The sequence below is a fragment of the Kitasatospora sp. NPDC001527 genome, assembly GCF_040298605.1.
Lineage (GTDB): Bacteria > Actinomycetota > Actinomycetes > Streptomycetales > Streptomycetaceae > Kitasatospora.
On sequence record NZ_JBEPAM010000006.1, the window covers coordinates 252,824 to 267,511 of the forward strand.

General features: G+C 73.0%; 13 protein-coding genes and 1 tRNA gene. 11 read left to right on the forward strand and 3 right to left on the reverse strand.

The features are described from left to right. Positions 1 to 77 precede the first annotated feature (77 nt). Both ABT238_RS09135 and ABT238_RS09140 read right to left on the reverse strand, forming a co-directional pair. Positions 78 to 1,730: an APC family permease gene (locus ABT238_RS09135; RefSeq protein WP_350563876.1), complete on the reverse strand. Its 1,653-nt coding sequence runs from the start codon at positions 1,728 to 1,730 to the stop codon at positions 78 to 80. Positions 1,731 to 1,978: 248 nt separating this feature from the next. Further along, positions 1,979 to 2,066 (reverse strand) — tRNA-Leu (locus ABT238_RS09140). 330 nt (positions 2,067 to 2,396) lie between these two features. Between ABT238_RS09140 and ABT238_RS09145 the strand changes: the two genes are divergently transcribed. Continuing rightward, a complete protein-coding gene (locus tag ABT238_RS09145; protein ID WP_350563874.1) occupies positions 2,397 to 2,894 on the forward strand; it encodes an ATP-binding protein in 498 nt (165 codons plus the stop codon). Positions 2,895 to 2,986: 92 nt separating this feature from the next. On the opposite strand, the gene idi is transcribed toward ABT238_RS09145, so the two are convergent. Next, a complete protein-coding gene (gene idi / locus ABT238_RS09150) occupies positions 2,987 to 3,682 on the reverse strand; it encodes an isopentenyl-diphosphate Delta-isomerase (protein WP_350756296.1) in 696 nt (231 codons plus the stop codon). Positions 3,683 to 4,045: 363 nt separating this feature from the next. Between idi and ABT238_RS09155 the strand changes: the two genes are divergently transcribed. From ABT238_RS09155 to ABT238_RS09200, 10 genes are all read left to right on the forward strand, one after another. Continuing rightward, positions 4,046 to 4,801: a phosphocholine cytidylyltransferase family protein gene (locus tag ABT238_RS09155; RefSeq protein ID WP_350563869.1), complete on the forward strand. Its 756-nt coding sequence runs from the start codon at positions 4,046 to 4,048 to the stop codon at positions 4,799 to 4,801. Beyond that, positions 4,789 to 5,862 carry an iron-containing alcohol dehydrogenase family protein gene (locus tag ABT238_RS09160; RefSeq protein ID WP_350563867.1) on the forward strand — a complete coding sequence of 358 codons (1,074 nt, stop codon included), beginning with the start codon at positions 4,789 to 4,791 and terminating at the stop codon, positions 5,860 to 5,862. The genes ABT238_RS09155 and ABT238_RS09160 overlap by 13 nt, the downstream gene beginning before the upstream one ends. Before the next feature lie 91 nt (positions 5,863 to 5,953). Then, the gene (locus ABT238_RS09165) at positions 5,954 to 6,691 is read left to right on the forward strand and encodes a CDP-alcohol phosphatidyltransferase family protein (RefSeq protein ID WP_350564048.1); all 738 of its coding nucleotides are present in this window, start codon (positions 5,954 to 5,956) and stop codon (positions 6,689 to 6,691) included. 152 nt (positions 6,692 to 6,843) lie between these two features. Beyond that, on the forward strand, positions 6,844 to 7,689 hold the full coding sequence (locus tag ABT238_RS09170) for a glycosyltransferase family 2 protein (protein WP_350756330.1): 846 nt from the start codon (positions 6,844 to 6,846) through the stop codon (positions 7,687 to 7,689). 153 nt (positions 7,690 to 7,842) lie between these two features. Further along, complete coding sequence (locus tag ABT238_RS09175) at positions 7,843 to 8,778, forward strand: ABC transporter permease (RefSeq protein ID WP_350563864.1); 936 nt, start codon at positions 7,843 to 7,845, stop codon at positions 8,776 to 8,778. 34 nt (positions 8,779 to 8,812) lie between these two features. Continuing rightward, positions 8,813 to 9,616, forward strand: a complete 804-nt coding sequence (locus tag ABT238_RS09180; protein WP_350756332.1) for an ABC transporter ATP-binding protein — start codon at positions 8,813 to 8,815, stop codon at positions 9,614 to 9,616. 319 nt (positions 9,617 to 9,935) lie between these two features. Further along, on the forward strand, positions 9,936 to 10,925 hold the full coding sequence (hpnC, locus tag ABT238_RS09185; RefSeq protein ID WP_350564044.1) for a squalene synthase HpnC: 990 nt from the start codon (positions 9,936 to 9,938) through the stop codon (positions 10,923 to 10,925). A gap of 41 nt (positions 10,926 to 10,966) precedes the next feature. Beyond that, on the forward strand, positions 10,967 to 11,824 hold the full coding sequence (gene hpnD / locus ABT238_RS09190; protein ID WP_350564043.1) for a presqualene diphosphate synthase HpnD: 858 nt from the start codon (positions 10,967 to 10,969) through the stop codon (positions 11,822 to 11,824). Between the two features lie 166 nt (positions 11,825 to 11,990). After that, the gene (gene hpnE / locus ABT238_RS09195; protein WP_350563862.1) at positions 11,991 to 13,427 is read left to right on the forward strand and encodes a hydroxysqualene dehydroxylase HpnE; all 1,437 of its coding nucleotides are present in this window, start codon (positions 11,991 to 11,993) and stop codon (positions 13,425 to 13,427) included. Between the two features lie 170 nt (positions 13,428 to 13,597). Next, entirely contained in the window at positions 13,598 to 14,686 is a 1,089-nt protein-coding gene (locus tag ABT238_RS09200; protein WP_502884221.1) for a polyprenyl synthetase family protein, read from the forward strand. Positions 14,687 to 14,688: the final 2 nt, after the last annotated feature.

Below are 14,688 nucleotides of genomic sequence, written 5' to 3' on the forward strand. Positions count from 1 at the left end.
CCTCCCCCCCCGGATCGCCCATGCGAAAGCGCCGGCCGGAGGGGGTCCGGCCGGCGCTTTCGCATGTGGCGTGGTGGTCAGGCCTGGGGAACCGCGGCGCTCTCCCGGGTGGGCGCCGGCGCGGTGTCGGTCTCCAGCATCTCGCGCTTGACGGCGGCGAGGGAGGGGTTGGCCCAGGCGCTGCGGACGCCCCAGGCGTAGAAGGCCAGGCCGATCACGGCGACGACGAGGAGGTCCCAGCCCTCCGGCAGGTAGCCGTGGCCGCCGAAGTCGGCGGAGCCGGCCCAGGAGACGCCGGCCATCACGAAGAGGTAGGCGATCATCCAGGCGCCCGCCTTGAGGTGCGGCTTCAGCTCGGCGAACGGCTTGCGCAGCTCGTACCAGGCCCAGATCGGCAGGCCGGCGGCCATCAGCAGGATGACCTTGCCGGTGAGCGGCCAGCGGGCCCAGTAGAGCACCAGCGAGCCGAAGATCATGGCGACCGGGGCGATCACCGGCATCGCGCGCAGCCGGACCGGGCGCGGCAGCTCGGGCGCCAGGCGGCGCAGCGCCATCACGGCGACCGGGCCGGTGATGTAGGAGATCACGGTGGCCACCGAGACGATCTCGGCGAGCGAGCCCCAGCCGCGGAAGACCGCGAGGAAGCCGAAGGCGACGACCAGGTTGAGCACCAGCGCGGGGCGCGGGATGCCGGTGCGGCGGTCGACCTTGCCGAAGACGGACGGCAGGTGGCCGTTCTCCTGGACTCCGTGGATCATCCGGGAGGTGGTGGCGGCGTAGATCATGCCGGTGCCGCTGGGGGAGACGAAGGCGTCCGCGTAGAGCAGCAGCGCCAGCCAGTTCAGGCCCCAGGCGACGGCGAGGTCGGCGAGCGGTGAGGTGTAGCCGAGGCCGCCCCAGCCGTTGGCCAGGTCGGCGGTCGGGACGGCGCCGAGGAAGGCGATCTGCAGCGCGACGTAGATCACCAGGGCGATCAGGATCGAGCCGATCACGGCCTTGGGCAGCGACTTGCCGGGGTTGCGGGCCTCACCGGCCAGGTTGAGCGGGGACTGGAAGCCGTTGAACGCCCAGACGATGCCGGAGACGGCCACCGCCGTGAACACCGCGCTCCAGCCGTTCGGGGCGAAGCCGCCGTGGTCGGTGAAGTGCTCGGTGTCGAAGTGCGCGAACAGCAGCGCGCCGGCGGTGAGCGTGGGCACGACGATCTTGAACACGGTGATCGCGGTGTTGGTCTTGGCGAACAGCGTGATCGCGAACCAGTTCAACGCGAAGTACACCAGCAGCAGCACGCTGGCCAGCGCCACGCCGCTGACGGACAGCTCCCGTCCGTCGTACAGGCCCTTGGCCCACTCGAAGTCCCAGGAGCTCATGTACTGCACCGAGGCGGTCGCCTCGCCGGGGATGACCGAGACGATGGCGATCCAGTTGGCCCAGGCGGCCAGGTAGCCGGCCAGCGAGCCGTGCGAGTACTGCCCGTACCGGACCATGCCGCCGGCCTTGGGGAACATCGACCCCAGCTCGCTGTAGGTGAGCGCGATGGTCAGGGCGACGGCCGCCCCGATGACCCAGGCGACGATCGACGCCGGCCCGGCCAGTCGTGCCGCCCGCTCGGCCCCGAAGAGCCAGCCGGACCCGATGATCGACCCCAGACCCACGGCGGTGAGGCTGATCGTGCCGAGCGAGCGGCGGTAGTGCTGATGGGATGCCGTCGTCGACTCGGGTTCACTCACCGTATCGGTCCTCTGTCTCATGGCTCACGTGGCTCTCCGGACAAACGGAGACAGCCTAGACGGCCAAATCGGGCGAAACCTCAGATGACCCTCAAATGCTCCCCAAAGCATCCGATCGTTGTCATCTCGTGTCCGAACCATCTCGCCCGGACGGCGGAGCCGGGGAAAGGTCGAGGAACCGCCCGGAAAGGGCTCCGGAAAAAAGAAATTCCCCGTGGGAACTCTTGCGAGTTCCCACGGGGAATTCATGGTGTCCGAGGGGGGACTTGAACCCCCACGCCCGATAAAGGGCACTAGCACCTCAAGCTAGCGCGTCTGCCATTCCGCCACCCGGACGGGGTGTGTGCTCCGGGGGATTTTTGCTCGCCCCCTCGGCGACAGAGAGAACATTACCAGGGTTTCGGCGTGCTTCTCACCTTCGTTTCCCCGGTGGGGATGGTGCGGGGCAGCGGGATGGATCGCCGGTGTGCGCGAAGCGGTGGTTCGACGGCGGTAGACGGTCGGGTTGCGGACGGTGAACGGTCGGGAACGGGCAGGGGCGGTCCGACACGGGCAACTTGTCGACGGTGCCCCGGCCGCGGGGGCGGCTCTCCTAGCCTCTGTGCACCGAGGACGCCATGAGCGGAACGCCTCATTCCCGGGGTCGCGGACGAAGGGCGGCTGGACGTGGAGCGGATCAGCGAGGAAGGGGCGGCGGCACGGGGCGGCCCCGCCGAAGGGGTGTGGCGCTTCACCGTGCCCGCCGAGCAGGCCTCGGTGCCGCGCACCCGGCACGCGGTGCGCGACCGGCTGCTGGCCCAGGGTCTGGCGGAGATCCGCTACCAGGAGCTGGTGGACGACCTGCTGCTGATCGTCTCGGAGCTGGTCGGCAACGCGGTGACGCACGCCGCCGAGCTGTCGCCGGAGGTGACCACCGAGCTGACGGTGCGCGGCGGATGGGTACGGGTCGCCGTCCAGGACGGCGACCCGTACCGGCCGAAGGCGCTGGTGGCCGACACCGGGCGGACCGGCGGGCGCGGACTGCTGCTGGTGAAGAGCGTCACGCTGCAGGCCGGCGGGGTGTGCGACGTGGAGAAGGCGGGGGAGGGCGGCAAGGTCATCTGGGCCTCGCTGCCGCTCCCCCGGGGGGCCGGCCCCGACCGGACCTGCCCCGAACGGCCCTGACCCACCCCGAACGGCCCTGCCCTGCCCGGCCGGGGCGGGAAGCCGGAACGGCCCGGGCGGCGGCCGGAGCGGCCCGGCGGCGGGCGGGCGGCCTACCAGGAGTTGCCGGCGACCTCGCGGATCCCCGGCAGGGCGGCCTCGAAGACGGTCCGGAACCACACCGAGAACGGCCGCTCCGCCTCCAGCGCGCGCAGCTCCTCGGCGGTCACGAAGGCGTAGTCGTCCACCTCCTCCGGGTCCGGCCGCACCGGCCCGGTGACCAGGCCCACGAACAGGTGGTTCCACTCCCGCTCGATCAGCCCGGACGCCTCGTCCGGCAGGTCGTAGCGGACCGTGCCGGCCTCGCAGAGCAGCGCCGGGGCGACGCCCAGCTCCTCCGCGGTCCGCCGGGCGGCGGCCACGAACGGCTGCTCGTCGGGGTAGGGGTGGCCGCAGCAGGTGTTCGACCAGACGCCGGGGGAGTGGTACTTGCCGAGCGCCCGGCGCTGGAGCAGTAGCCGGCCCTGGCGGTCGAAGAGGAAGACCGAGAACGCCCGGTGCAGCCGGCCGGGCTGCTGGTGGGCCCAGAGCTTCTCGCCGGTGCCGATCGTCACGCCCTCGTCGTCGACCAGCTCCAGCAGGATCTCCTCCGGCACGCCGCCGGCGGGTGCCGCGGTGTCCACGTCCGTCTCCACGTCGAGGCCGGTGTCGAGGCCGGTGTCCAGCGACGGGGCGGCCCCGGTGGGGGCGTCCGCTCCGGTCTTCGGGGCGAGGTGGGTGGGTCGGTCGGTCGGCAGACTCTGGGGCATGAGGCCTCTTTCGGCAGCTTCGGGAGCACTTCGGGAGCACGGGGAGCGACCACGGCTCGCACCGGTGGCGTCGCGCCCCAGTCTGCCGTACGGGTGGCACCGTGCAGAGGTCCCACGCACATCCCGGTGGGACGGTGGGTGCCCGGGGCCGGGGAGGACCGTCCCACTCGCAGAACTGTTCGGAATGTGTTCGATCTGTGTTCGACGCTCCGGCCGCGTACGGGCTGGTCGTCGTGGTCGCCTACCATCACATAGGACACCGCGGCCGCATCTCGGCGGCCCCGGCGCGCCATCGCCGGTCACCCGGAGACTCCCGGTAGCCGCGCGCGGCCGCGCACCGCACGACGGATCAGGAGACCCCGCATGATCGGCCTCGTTCTGGCAGCCGGCGCCGGCCGCCGACTGCGCCCGTACACCGACACCCTGCCCAAGGCACTGGTGCCGGTCGACGGGGAGCGGACGGTCCTGGACCTCACCCTCGGCAACTTCGCCGAGGTCGGCCTGCGCGAGGCGGCGATCGTGGTCGGCTACCGCAAGGAGGCGGTGGAGGAGCGCAAGGACGCCCTGGAGCGGAAGTACGGCGTCAAGCTCACCCTGGTCGAGAACGACAAGGCGGAGGAGTGGAACAACGCCTACTCGCTCTGGTGCGCCCGCGACCTCTTCACCGAGGGCCTGCTGCTCGCCAACGGCGACACCGTCCACCCGGCCTCCGTCCAGCGCACCGTGCTCGACGGCAACGCCCGGCTGACCGCCGAGGGCCGCGCGCCCGGCATCCTGCTGGCCCTCGACACGGTGAAGCGGCTCGCCGACGAGGAGATGAAGGTCGTCGTCCACCCCACCGCCGGCATGCGCCGCATCACCAAGCTGATGGACCCGGCCGAGGCCACCGGCGAGTACATCGGCGTCACCGTGATCAACCCGTCCGCCGCCGCGGACCTCGCCGACGCCCTGCGCACCACCTACGAGCGCGACCCGCAGCTGTACTACGAGGACGGCTACCAGGAGATGGTCGACCGGGGCCTGCGCATCGACGTCCAGCCGATCGGCGAGGTCTCCTGGGTCGAGGTCGACAACCACGACGACCTGGCGAAGGCGCGGGAGATCGCGTGCCAGTACTGACCCGGCTGGTGCCGTCACCGGTCTTCGTGGAGATCCGCCCGGGCGCGCTGGACGCGCTCGGCGGCATCCTCGCCGACCAGCGGCTGTCCGCCTCGGGCCGGATCGCGGTGGCGATCAGCAACGGCTCGGGCTCGGTGCTGCGCGCCCGGCTGGAGCCGGCGCTCCCCGGCGCCGACTGGTACAGCGTCGAGGACGGCAGCCTCGACAGCGCGGTCCGGCTCGCGGACGAGATCCGCGGCGGCGTGCGCGGCGGCCACTACGACACCGTGGTGGCGCTGGGCGGCGGCAAGATCATCGACGTCGCCAAGTACGCCGCCGCGCGGATCGGCCTGCCGCTGGTCTCCGTCCCGACCAACCTCGCCCACGACGGCATCTGCTCGCCCGTCTCCACCCTCGACAACGACGCCGGGCGCGGCTCCTACGGGGTGCCCAGCCCGATCGGCATCGTGATCGACCTGGACGTGATCACGGGCGCCCCGCCGCGCTTCGTCGCGGCCGGCATCGGCGACATCGTCTCCAACATCTCGGCCTGCGCCGACTGGGAGCTGTCGCACGCCGAGACCGGCGAGCCGGTCGACGGGCTGGCCGTCGCGATGGCCCGCTCGGCCGGCGAGAACCTGCTGCGCCACCCGGGAAACCTCCAGGACAGGGGCTTCCTCACGGCCCTCGCGGAGGCACTGGTACTGTCCGGCATCGCGATGAACATCGCGGGCAGCACCCGGCCCTCGTCGGGCGCCTGCCACGAGATCTCGCATGCCCTGGACGTGCTGTATCCCAAGCGGTCCGCCCAGCACGGCGAGCAGGTCGGCCTCGGTGCCGCCTTCGCCAGCTTCCTGCGGGGCGAGCGTGAGCTGTCCGGCCTGATCGCGGAGCGCCTGGCGCACCACGGACTGCCGGTGACCGCCGCTCAGATCGGCTTCACCGAGGCGGAGTTCACCGAGGCGGTGCACTACGCTCCGAACACCAGGCCGGGCCGCTTCACCATCCTCGAGCACCTCGACCTCTCCCCTTCCGCAATCAGGGACGCGTACGCCGACTATGTCCAAGCCGTCAACAGCTGACCGCTCCGCCCCGGGGGCCACGCCGCCGCCGGTGGACCTGACCCGCCGGCCCTCGATCGAGGAACTGCGCGCGGTGATCCACCCGGAGGGCATGCTCCAGCGCCGCAGCGCCGAGCACTGGGCCGGCCGGCTCTACATGCGGCGGATCTCGCTGCGGATCACCCGGGTGCTGTCCACCGTGACGGCGATCACGCCCAACGGCCTGACCTACCTGATGATGGTCACCGGCATCCTGGCCGGTGCCGCGCTGGTCGTGCCGGGGATCGCGGGCGCCGTGCTGGCGGCCCTGCTGATCCAGCTGTACCTGCTGCTGGACTGCGTGGACGGCGAGGTGGCCCGCTGGCGCCGGCAGACCTCGCTCACCGGCGTCTACCTGGACCGGGTCGGCCACTACATGTCCGAGGCGGCGCTGCTGACCGGCCTGGGCCTGCGCGCCACCGACCTGTTCCACCGCGAGGGCTCCGCCGCGCACTGGGAGTGGGCGTTCCTCGGCACCCTGGCCGCGCTCGGCGCGATCCTGATCAAGTCGGAGACCGACCTGGTCGACGTCGCCCGGGCCCGCAGCGGCATGACGGCGGTGGAGGACAGCGCCTCGGTGCCGCGCTCGGCCGGGGTCGCCAGGGCCCGCCGGGCCGCCTCGCTCCTCAAGTTCCACCGGCTGGTCGGCGCGGTCGAGGCCTCGCTGTTCATCCTGGCCGCGGGCGTCGCCGACGTCGTCCACGGGGGCCTGTTCTTCACCCGGATCGCGGTGGTCGTGCTGGCCGCGATCGCCATGCTGCAGACCGTGCTGCACCTGCTGAGCATCGTCCTGTCGAGCAGGCTCCGGTGAGCGGCGCGACGGGGGCCGGACCGGCCGGGGCCGCGACCGGGCCGACGGCAGCGACGGCAGCGACGACAACGGGGACCGAGACGACGGGGAGCACCGTGCCCACCAGCGCCACCGGCGCCGACGCCTTCCGGCTCGGCGCGGTCATCATCACCATGGGCAACCGCCCCGCCGAGCTGACCGCGCTGATCGAGTCGGTCCGCGCCCAGCAGGGCCCGCCCGTCGAGCTGGCCGTGGTCGCCCAGGGCGTCCCGATGCCCCCGCTCCCGGAGGGCGTGCGCTCGGTCGAGCTGCCCGAGAACCTCGGCATCCCCGGCGGGCGCAACGTCGGCATCGAGCTGTTCGGCCCCGACGGCCGGGACGTCGACGCGGTGCTGTTCCTGGACGACGACGGCCGGCTGCCCGGCACCGACTCGGCCCGCCTGCTGCGCGAGGCCTTCACCGCCGACCCGGAGCTCGGCATCGTGAGCTTCCGGATCGCCGACCCGGACACCGGCGTCACCCAGCGCCGGCACGTGCCCCGGCTGCGCGCCAGCGACCCGCTGCGTTCCTCCCGGGTGACCACCTTCCTCGGCGGTGCGAGCGCGGTGCGCTGCGCCGTGTTCGAGAACGCCGGCCAGCTGCCCGGCGAGTTCTTCTACGCGCACGAGGAGACCGACCTCGCCTGGCGCGCGCTGGACGCCGGCTGGGCCATCGACTACCGCGCCGACGTGGTGCTCCACCACCCCACGACCTCGCCCGCCCGGCACGCCACGTACTTCCACAACGTGGCCCGGAACAGGGTTTGGCTCGCCAGGCGGAACCTTCCGGCCCTGTTGGTGCCTCTATACCTGGGAACCTGGTTCCTGCTCACGCTGGCCCGGCGGCCCTCCCCGGAGGCGTTCAAGGCCTGGCTGGGCGGGTTCAAGGCGGGCTGGCGCGAACCCTGCGGTGCGCGGCGGCCCATGCGATGGCGTACCGTGTGGCGCCTGACCAGGCTGGGCCGACCGCCGGTCATCTGATCCGTCCGACGACCGTACGGTAGGACGGTCGTCATGGCCGGTGACCACACACCGGCCACACTCCCCCCGAGATCCGAGTGGATCCCCATCGGCGCAAGGCCGGCGGACCCCCGCCGACCGGCCCGCCCCGACGATCCCGCCCGAAGGACGAATGTGTCGACAGTGAGTGAACCCGTCAGCCTCTCAGCCCCGAGGGGGGCGGACGCGGGCCTGACCCCCAAGCAGCTTGCGGACAAGTACGGTCTCACCGTGAGCGGCAGACGGCCCGGCCTGTTCGCCTACAGCAAGCAGCTCTGGGCCCGCCGTCACTTCATCTGGGCCTTCGCCACCGCGCGCCTGGTGGCCCAGTACACCGACGCCAAGCTCGGTCAGATCTGGCAGGTCGTGACGCCGCTGCTGAACTGCGCGGTGTTCTACCTGGTCTTCGGCGAGATCCTGAGCAACAAGGACGACAACCCGTACTACGTCGCCTGGCTCTGCATCGGCGTCTTCATCTTCCAGTTCACCCAGAACGCCGTGCAGTCCGGCACCCGGGCGATCGCGGACAACCTCGGGCTGATCCGCGCGCTGCACTTCCCGCGCGCCTCGCTGCCGATCGCGTTCACCGTGATCCAGCTCCAGCAGCTGCTGATCTCGATGGTCGTGCTGTTCGCCGTGGTCCTGCTGAACGGCGTCGAGCCCGGCCGGACCTGGATCCTGGTGGTCCCCGCGCTGGTGCTGCAGTCGATGTTCAACACCGGTGTCGCCCTGATCTTCGCCCGGGTCGGCGCCAAGACCAGCGACATCTCCCAGCTGATCCCGTTCGCGATGCGCGCCTGGCTGTTCCTCTCCGGCGTCATGTACAGCATCACCGACAAGATCAAGGAGTGGCCGGAGTTCTGGCAGAAGGTGATGGAGCTCAACCCGGCCTCCGTCTACATCGACCTGGTCCGCCACGCGCTCGCACCCGTCATCTACAACAAGCACCAGCAGCAGTTCCTGGAGTTCCCGCCGCACCAGTGGAAGTACGGCATCGCCTGGGGTGTGGGCATGCTGGTCATCGGATACGTCTTCTTCTGGAAGGCTGAGGAGGAGTACGGCCGTGGCTGACACCGACGTGCGAGGGACCGATCTGACCAAGGACCTGAAGGACGCCGCCCCGCGCCGCAAGGTTTTCGACGCGGACGTGGCCCGCGAGCCCACCGTCGTCGTCGACGACGTGCACATCGTCTACCGGGTGCACGGCGCCGGCTCCGGCAAGGGCAGCGCCACCTCGGCGCTCAGCCGGATCATCAGCCGCAAGCGCGGGTCCGGCGTACGCGAGGTGCACGCGGTGAAGGGCGTCAGCTTCACCGCGTACAAGGGCGAGGCGATCGGCCTGATCGGCTCCAACGGCTCCGGCAAGTCCACCATGCTGGCGGCCATCGCCGGCCTGCTGCCGACCGAGAAGGGCGGCATCTACACCAACGGCCAGCCCTCGCTGCTCGGCGTCAACGCCGCGCTGATGAACGAGCTGACCGGTGAGCGCAACGTCGTCCTCGGCTGCCTGGCCATGGGCATGTCGCCGGCCGACGTGAGGCGCCGCTACCAGGACATCGTCGACTTCTCGGGCATCAACGAGAAGGGCGACTTCATCTCGCTGCCGATGCGCACCTACTCCTCCGGCATGGGCGCCCGCCTGCGCTTCGCGATCGCGGCGGCCAAGACCCACGACGTGCTGCTCATCGACGAGGCGCTGGCCACCGGTGACCAGGCCTTCCAGAAGCGCAGCAAGAAGCGGATCACGGAGCTGCGCGAGGAGGCCGGTACGGTCTTCCTGGTCAGCCACGACAACGCGTCGATCCGCGAGACCTGCGAGCGGACCATCTGGATCGAGGCCGGCGAGCTCGTCATGGACGGGCCGACCGAGGAGGTCGTCCGCCGCTACGAGCGCGGCGAGCGCCCGTAGCGGCGCACAGGACGGCCCGGCTCCGCGCAGGACGGGCGCGGGGCGCCACAGGACCGAGCGGCGGGGCCGGGCCCGGAGCAGAATCCGGGCCCGGCCCCGCCGTCGTTCGTGCGCCCCCGGCCCGCCCCGCCGTGCCCCGGGTGGCCCGCCGCCGCCCGGGTGAGCGCCCCGTGCGCCGGGTGAGGCGCTCTTCTCCGGCGCGGGCGTTGGTGTCAGGCTGTAGGCGCGGGGGTGGTGTGCCGGACGTGACTCCCGTGATCGGACGCGTGTCCGACTCGGGCCGATCACCGGAGCGGTGTAGAACGGGGGAGTGACAGCAGTGTCGGCTTCGGCCCAGCCCAACAGTGAGTCCCCGGCCGAGGGCGCCGCGGGAGCGGCGACCCTCGCCAAGGCGAGCGCGGAGAACTTCCCGGTCGCCCCGTTCTTCCTGCCCGCCGCGTGGCGCGACGACCTCATGACGGTCTACGGCTTCGCCCGGCTGGTGGACGACGCCGGCGACGGCGACCTCGCCGACCCGGTCGGCACCGCCGCCCTGCTCGGCACGCCCGCCCCGCCCCCCGCGGCCGGGCCCGCCGGCCCGCACCGGCCCGGCGCGCAGGAGACCGCCTTCCGGCTCGCCCTGCTGGACGGCCTGGAGCGCGACCTCGACCGGGTCTTCGAGACCGCCCTCGCCCCTTCCACGGCCGCCGAGGCCCCCCGCCACCCGCTGCTGCGCCCGCTGGTCCCACTGGTCGACCGGCACGGGCTCAGCCCGGAGCCGTTCCGCCGGCTGATCGAGGCCAACCGGGTCGACCAGACCACCGACCGCTACGCCACCTACGACGACCTGCTCGGCTACTGCACGCTCTCCGCCGACCCGGTCGGGCGCCTGGTGCTGTCCATCGCCGGCGTCTCCACCCCCGAGCGGGTCGCGATGTCCGACGCCGTCTGCACCGCCCTGCAGATCGTCGAGCACCTCCAGGACGTCGCCGAGGACCTCGCCCGCGGCCGGATCTACCTGCCCGCCGAGGACCTGGAGCGGTTCGGCGTCACCGAGGAGGACCTCGCCGCGCCGGGCGCGGGCCCCGCCGTGCGCCGCCTGATCGCCTTCCAGGTGGACCGTGCCCGCACCCTGCTCGACCGAGGTGCGCCGTTGGTAGGTACGGTTCGGGGGAGGCTTCGACTGCTCCTGGCGGGATTCACCGCGGGTGGCTACGCGGCCCTGGCGGCCGTCGAGGACGCCGGGTACGACGTGCTCGCCCAGCAGCCGAAGCCGGACAAGCGCCGTCTCGCAGCGAGGGCGGCGGCCATTTTCGCGAAGGGAAGGTGAACGCCCGAGTGGCGGCATCACCACTGGCGTCCGCGCCCGTCATGGCGGCGTACCGGTACTGCGAGGCAGTGACCGGGCTGCAGGCCCGCAACTTCAGCTACGGCATCAGGCTGCTGCCGGAGCCGAAGCGGCTGGCCATGTCGGCCCTGTACGCCCTCGCGCGCCGGGTGGACGACATCGGCGACGGCGACCTCCCGGACGACCGCAAGGCCGAGGCCCTGCTGCGCACCCGCGAGCTGCTCGACGAGATCCGGGCCGGTTCGGTCGCGGAGGACGACACCGACCCGATCAAGGTCGCGCTGGCGGACGCGGCCCGGCGCTTCCCGATCCCGCTCGGCGGCTTCGACGAGCTGATCGACGGGGTCGAGATGGACCTCAAGGGCGCCGAGTACCAGACGTTCGAGGAGCTGAAGGTCTACTGCCGGTGCGTGGCCGGGGCGATCGGGCGGCTGTCGCTCGGCGTCTACGGCTGCGACGACCCCGAGCGCGGTGCCCGGTACGCGGACACCCTGGGCCTGGCGCTCCAGCTCACCAACATCCTGCGCGACCTGCGCGAGGACGCCCTGAACGGCCGCACCTACCTGCCGACCGAGGACCTCGTGCGGTTCGGCTGCCAGGAGGGCTTCGCCCAGCCCCGGCCGCCGGTCGGCGCCGATTTCACGGGCCTGATCTCCTTCGAGGCGGCCCGCGCCCAGCAGGCCTTCGAGGAGGGCCTGCGGCTGCTGCCGATGCTCGACCGCCGCAGCCGGGCCTGCACCGCCGCGATGGCGGGCATCTACCACCGGCTGCTCGGCCGGATCGCCGCCGACCCGGAGTCGGTGCTGCGCGGCCGGGTGTCGCTGCCGGGCTGGGAGAAGGCGTATGTGGCGCTTTCCGGGCTCGCCGGGGGGCGTTCTTGATTCTTGCCACAGTTCTGTCACGCTGTGTCAGCGGGGAATCACTTCTGGGTAGAGCCCTGTTGACGGCTGTGCCGGATCCGACCGAGCTGTTCCCGGGTCCGACCGCAATGACCACGGGCGCTCCGGCCACGACCGGCCCGGGCGCGGGACGCGAGGGGGAGAGCCGATGACCGGGCGAGCCGACGCCGCGCGCCCGGCCGCTGTCGTGGTCGGCGGCGGTCTGGCGGGCATCACCGCAGCCCTGCGGCTGGCCGAGGCCGGCCACCGGGTCACCCTCGCCGAGGGCCGCCCCCGGCTGGGCGGGCTGGCCTTCTCCTTCCAGCGAGGCGAGCTGACCGTCGACAACGGCCAGCACGTCTACCTGCGCTGCTGCACCGCCTACCGGGGCCTGCTGGAGCGGCTGGGCGCCAACCGGCTGGTGCACCTCCAGGACCGCCTGGAGGTGCCCGTGCTGGGGGTCTCCGGGCCCGCCGACGCGCCCGTGCGCACCCTCGGGCGGCTGGAGCGCGCCGCGCTGCCGGTGCCGCTGCACCTGGCCGGCAGCCTGGCCCGCTACCCGCACCTGAGCCCGGCCGACCGGGCCCGGGTGGTCCGCGGCGCCCTCGCGCTGCGCCGCCTGGACCTCGCCGACCCGGCGCTGGACGCGGTCTCCTTCGGCGACTGGCTGCGCCGCCAGGGCCAGAACGAGCGCACCCTCGCCGCGCTGTGGGACCTCGTCGGCGTGGCCACCCTGAACGCCCGGGCCGACCAGGTGTCGCTGGCGCTCGCGGCCATGGTGTTCAAGACCGGGCTGCTCTCCGATCCCGGGGCCTCCGACATCGGCACGGCCGCCGTCCCGCTCGGCGTGATCCATCACGACCGGGCGCTCGCCGAGCTGGAGCGCGCCGGGGTGAAGGTGCTGCTGCGCGCCCGGGTGGCGGAGCTCAAGCCGGCCGTCCCGCAGCACGCCGTCCGGCTGGAGGGCGTCGACGAGCCGCTCGCCGCCGACACCGTGGTGCTGGCCGGCGCCCAGGACACCGCGGCGGCCCTGCTGCCGCCGGACGCCGTCGCCGGACAGGAGCGGCTCGCCGGTTTCGGCACCGCGCCGATCCTCAACGTGCACGTGATCTACGACCGCCGGGTGCTGCGCAGGCCGTTCTTCGCCGCCCTCGGCTCGCCGATCCAGTGGGTCTTCGACCGCAGCGCGCACTCCGGCCTGGCCGGTACCGCGCTCGGCGCCGCCCACCCCGGGGCCCAGTACCTGGCGCTGTCGCAGTCCGCGGTGCAGGACGAGATCGACCTGCCGGTGGCCGAGCTGCGCCGCCGCTACCTGCCGGAGCTGGCCCGGCTGCTGCCCGCCGCCGGCGGGGCCGAGGTGCTGGACTTCTTCGTCACCCGCGAGCGCACCGCCACCTTCGACCCGGCCCCGGGCACGGCGGCAGTGCGGCCCGGCCCGCGCACCGCCGTCCCCGGCCTGCTGCTGGCCGGCGCGTGGACGGCCACCGGCTGGCCCGCCACGATGGAGGGAGCCGTGCGCAGCGGCCACGCCGCCGCCGACGCGGCCCTCGCCGCCGAGGGCCGGCGCCGGCCCGTCGACCGCGGCGACGGGAGGTGGCCGCGGTGACCGGCGCCCCGCACGCCGGGGACCGCGGCGAGCCCGTCAGAGCGGGCGTTCACCCGTTCGGTCCCGGCGGCGCGACCGCCCTCGCCGGCCGTGGCCCCACCGGCCGCACCACCACCGCCAGCGTCCGGCCGTCCCACGCGGCCAGGCACCACCAGGGAGAGGGAACGTACGTGGAGTCACGCATCGGCAGGGCCGTCGGAGGCACGGCACATGCCGAACCGGTCTCGGTGCCGGAGCTGCTCAACCGCACCCGCGCGCTCTGCACCCCGCCGCTGAGGGCCGCCGTCGCCCGTCTGGCGGCACCCATGGACACCGTCGCGGCGTACCACTTCGGCTGGATCGACCGGGACGGCGCGCCGGTCGCGGGGGACGGCGGCAAGGCCGTCCGCCCGGCCCTGGCCCTGCTCTCGGCCCAGGCCGCCGGCGCCCCGGCGGAAGCCGGTGTGCCCGGTGGGGTCGCTGTTGAACTGGTGCACAACTTCTCCCTGCTCCATGATGATCTGATGGACGGTGACGAGACCCGGCGCCACCGGGCCACCGCCTGGACGGTCTTCGGACCGGCCCAGGCGATCCTGGTCGGTGACGCCCTGGCGACGCTCGGTACGGAGGTGCTGCTGGACGCCGCCACCGCGGGCGGCGCGAGCGCCACCGACGCCGCGCGTGCCGTCCGGCTGCTCAACACCGCCAGCCGCCGGCTGATCGACGGCCAGGCGATGGACGTCGCCTTCGAGCAGCGGGACACCGTCACCGTCGCCGAGTGCCTGGAGATGGAGGGCGGCAAGACCGCCGCCCTGCTCTCCGCCGCCTCGGCGCTCGGCGCCGTCCTGGCCGGCGCCGACGACCGGTCCGCGGACTCCCTCCAGCGCTTCGGCGAGCACCTGGGTCTGGCCTTCCAGGCGGTCGACGACCTGCTCGGCATCTGGGGGGCCACCGAGGTCACCGGCAAGCCGCACTGGGGCGACCTGCGCCAGCGCAAGAAGTCCCTGCCGGTCGCCGCCGCCCTCGCCGAGGGCGGCAAGGCCTCCCGCGAACTGGCCGAACAGCTCGCCGACCCCAAGGGGCGCGGCGAGGAGAGCGAGACCGAGCTGGCCGCCCGGGCCCTGCTGATCGAGCAGGCCGGCGGGCGGGCCTGGACCCAGGAGGAGGCCCGCCGCCAGCACACGACTGCCCTCGCCGCCCTGGACGAGGTGCCCATGCCCGACGTGGTGCGCGAGCACTTCGTCGCACTCGCCGAATTCGTGGTGGTACGAGAGAGGTGACG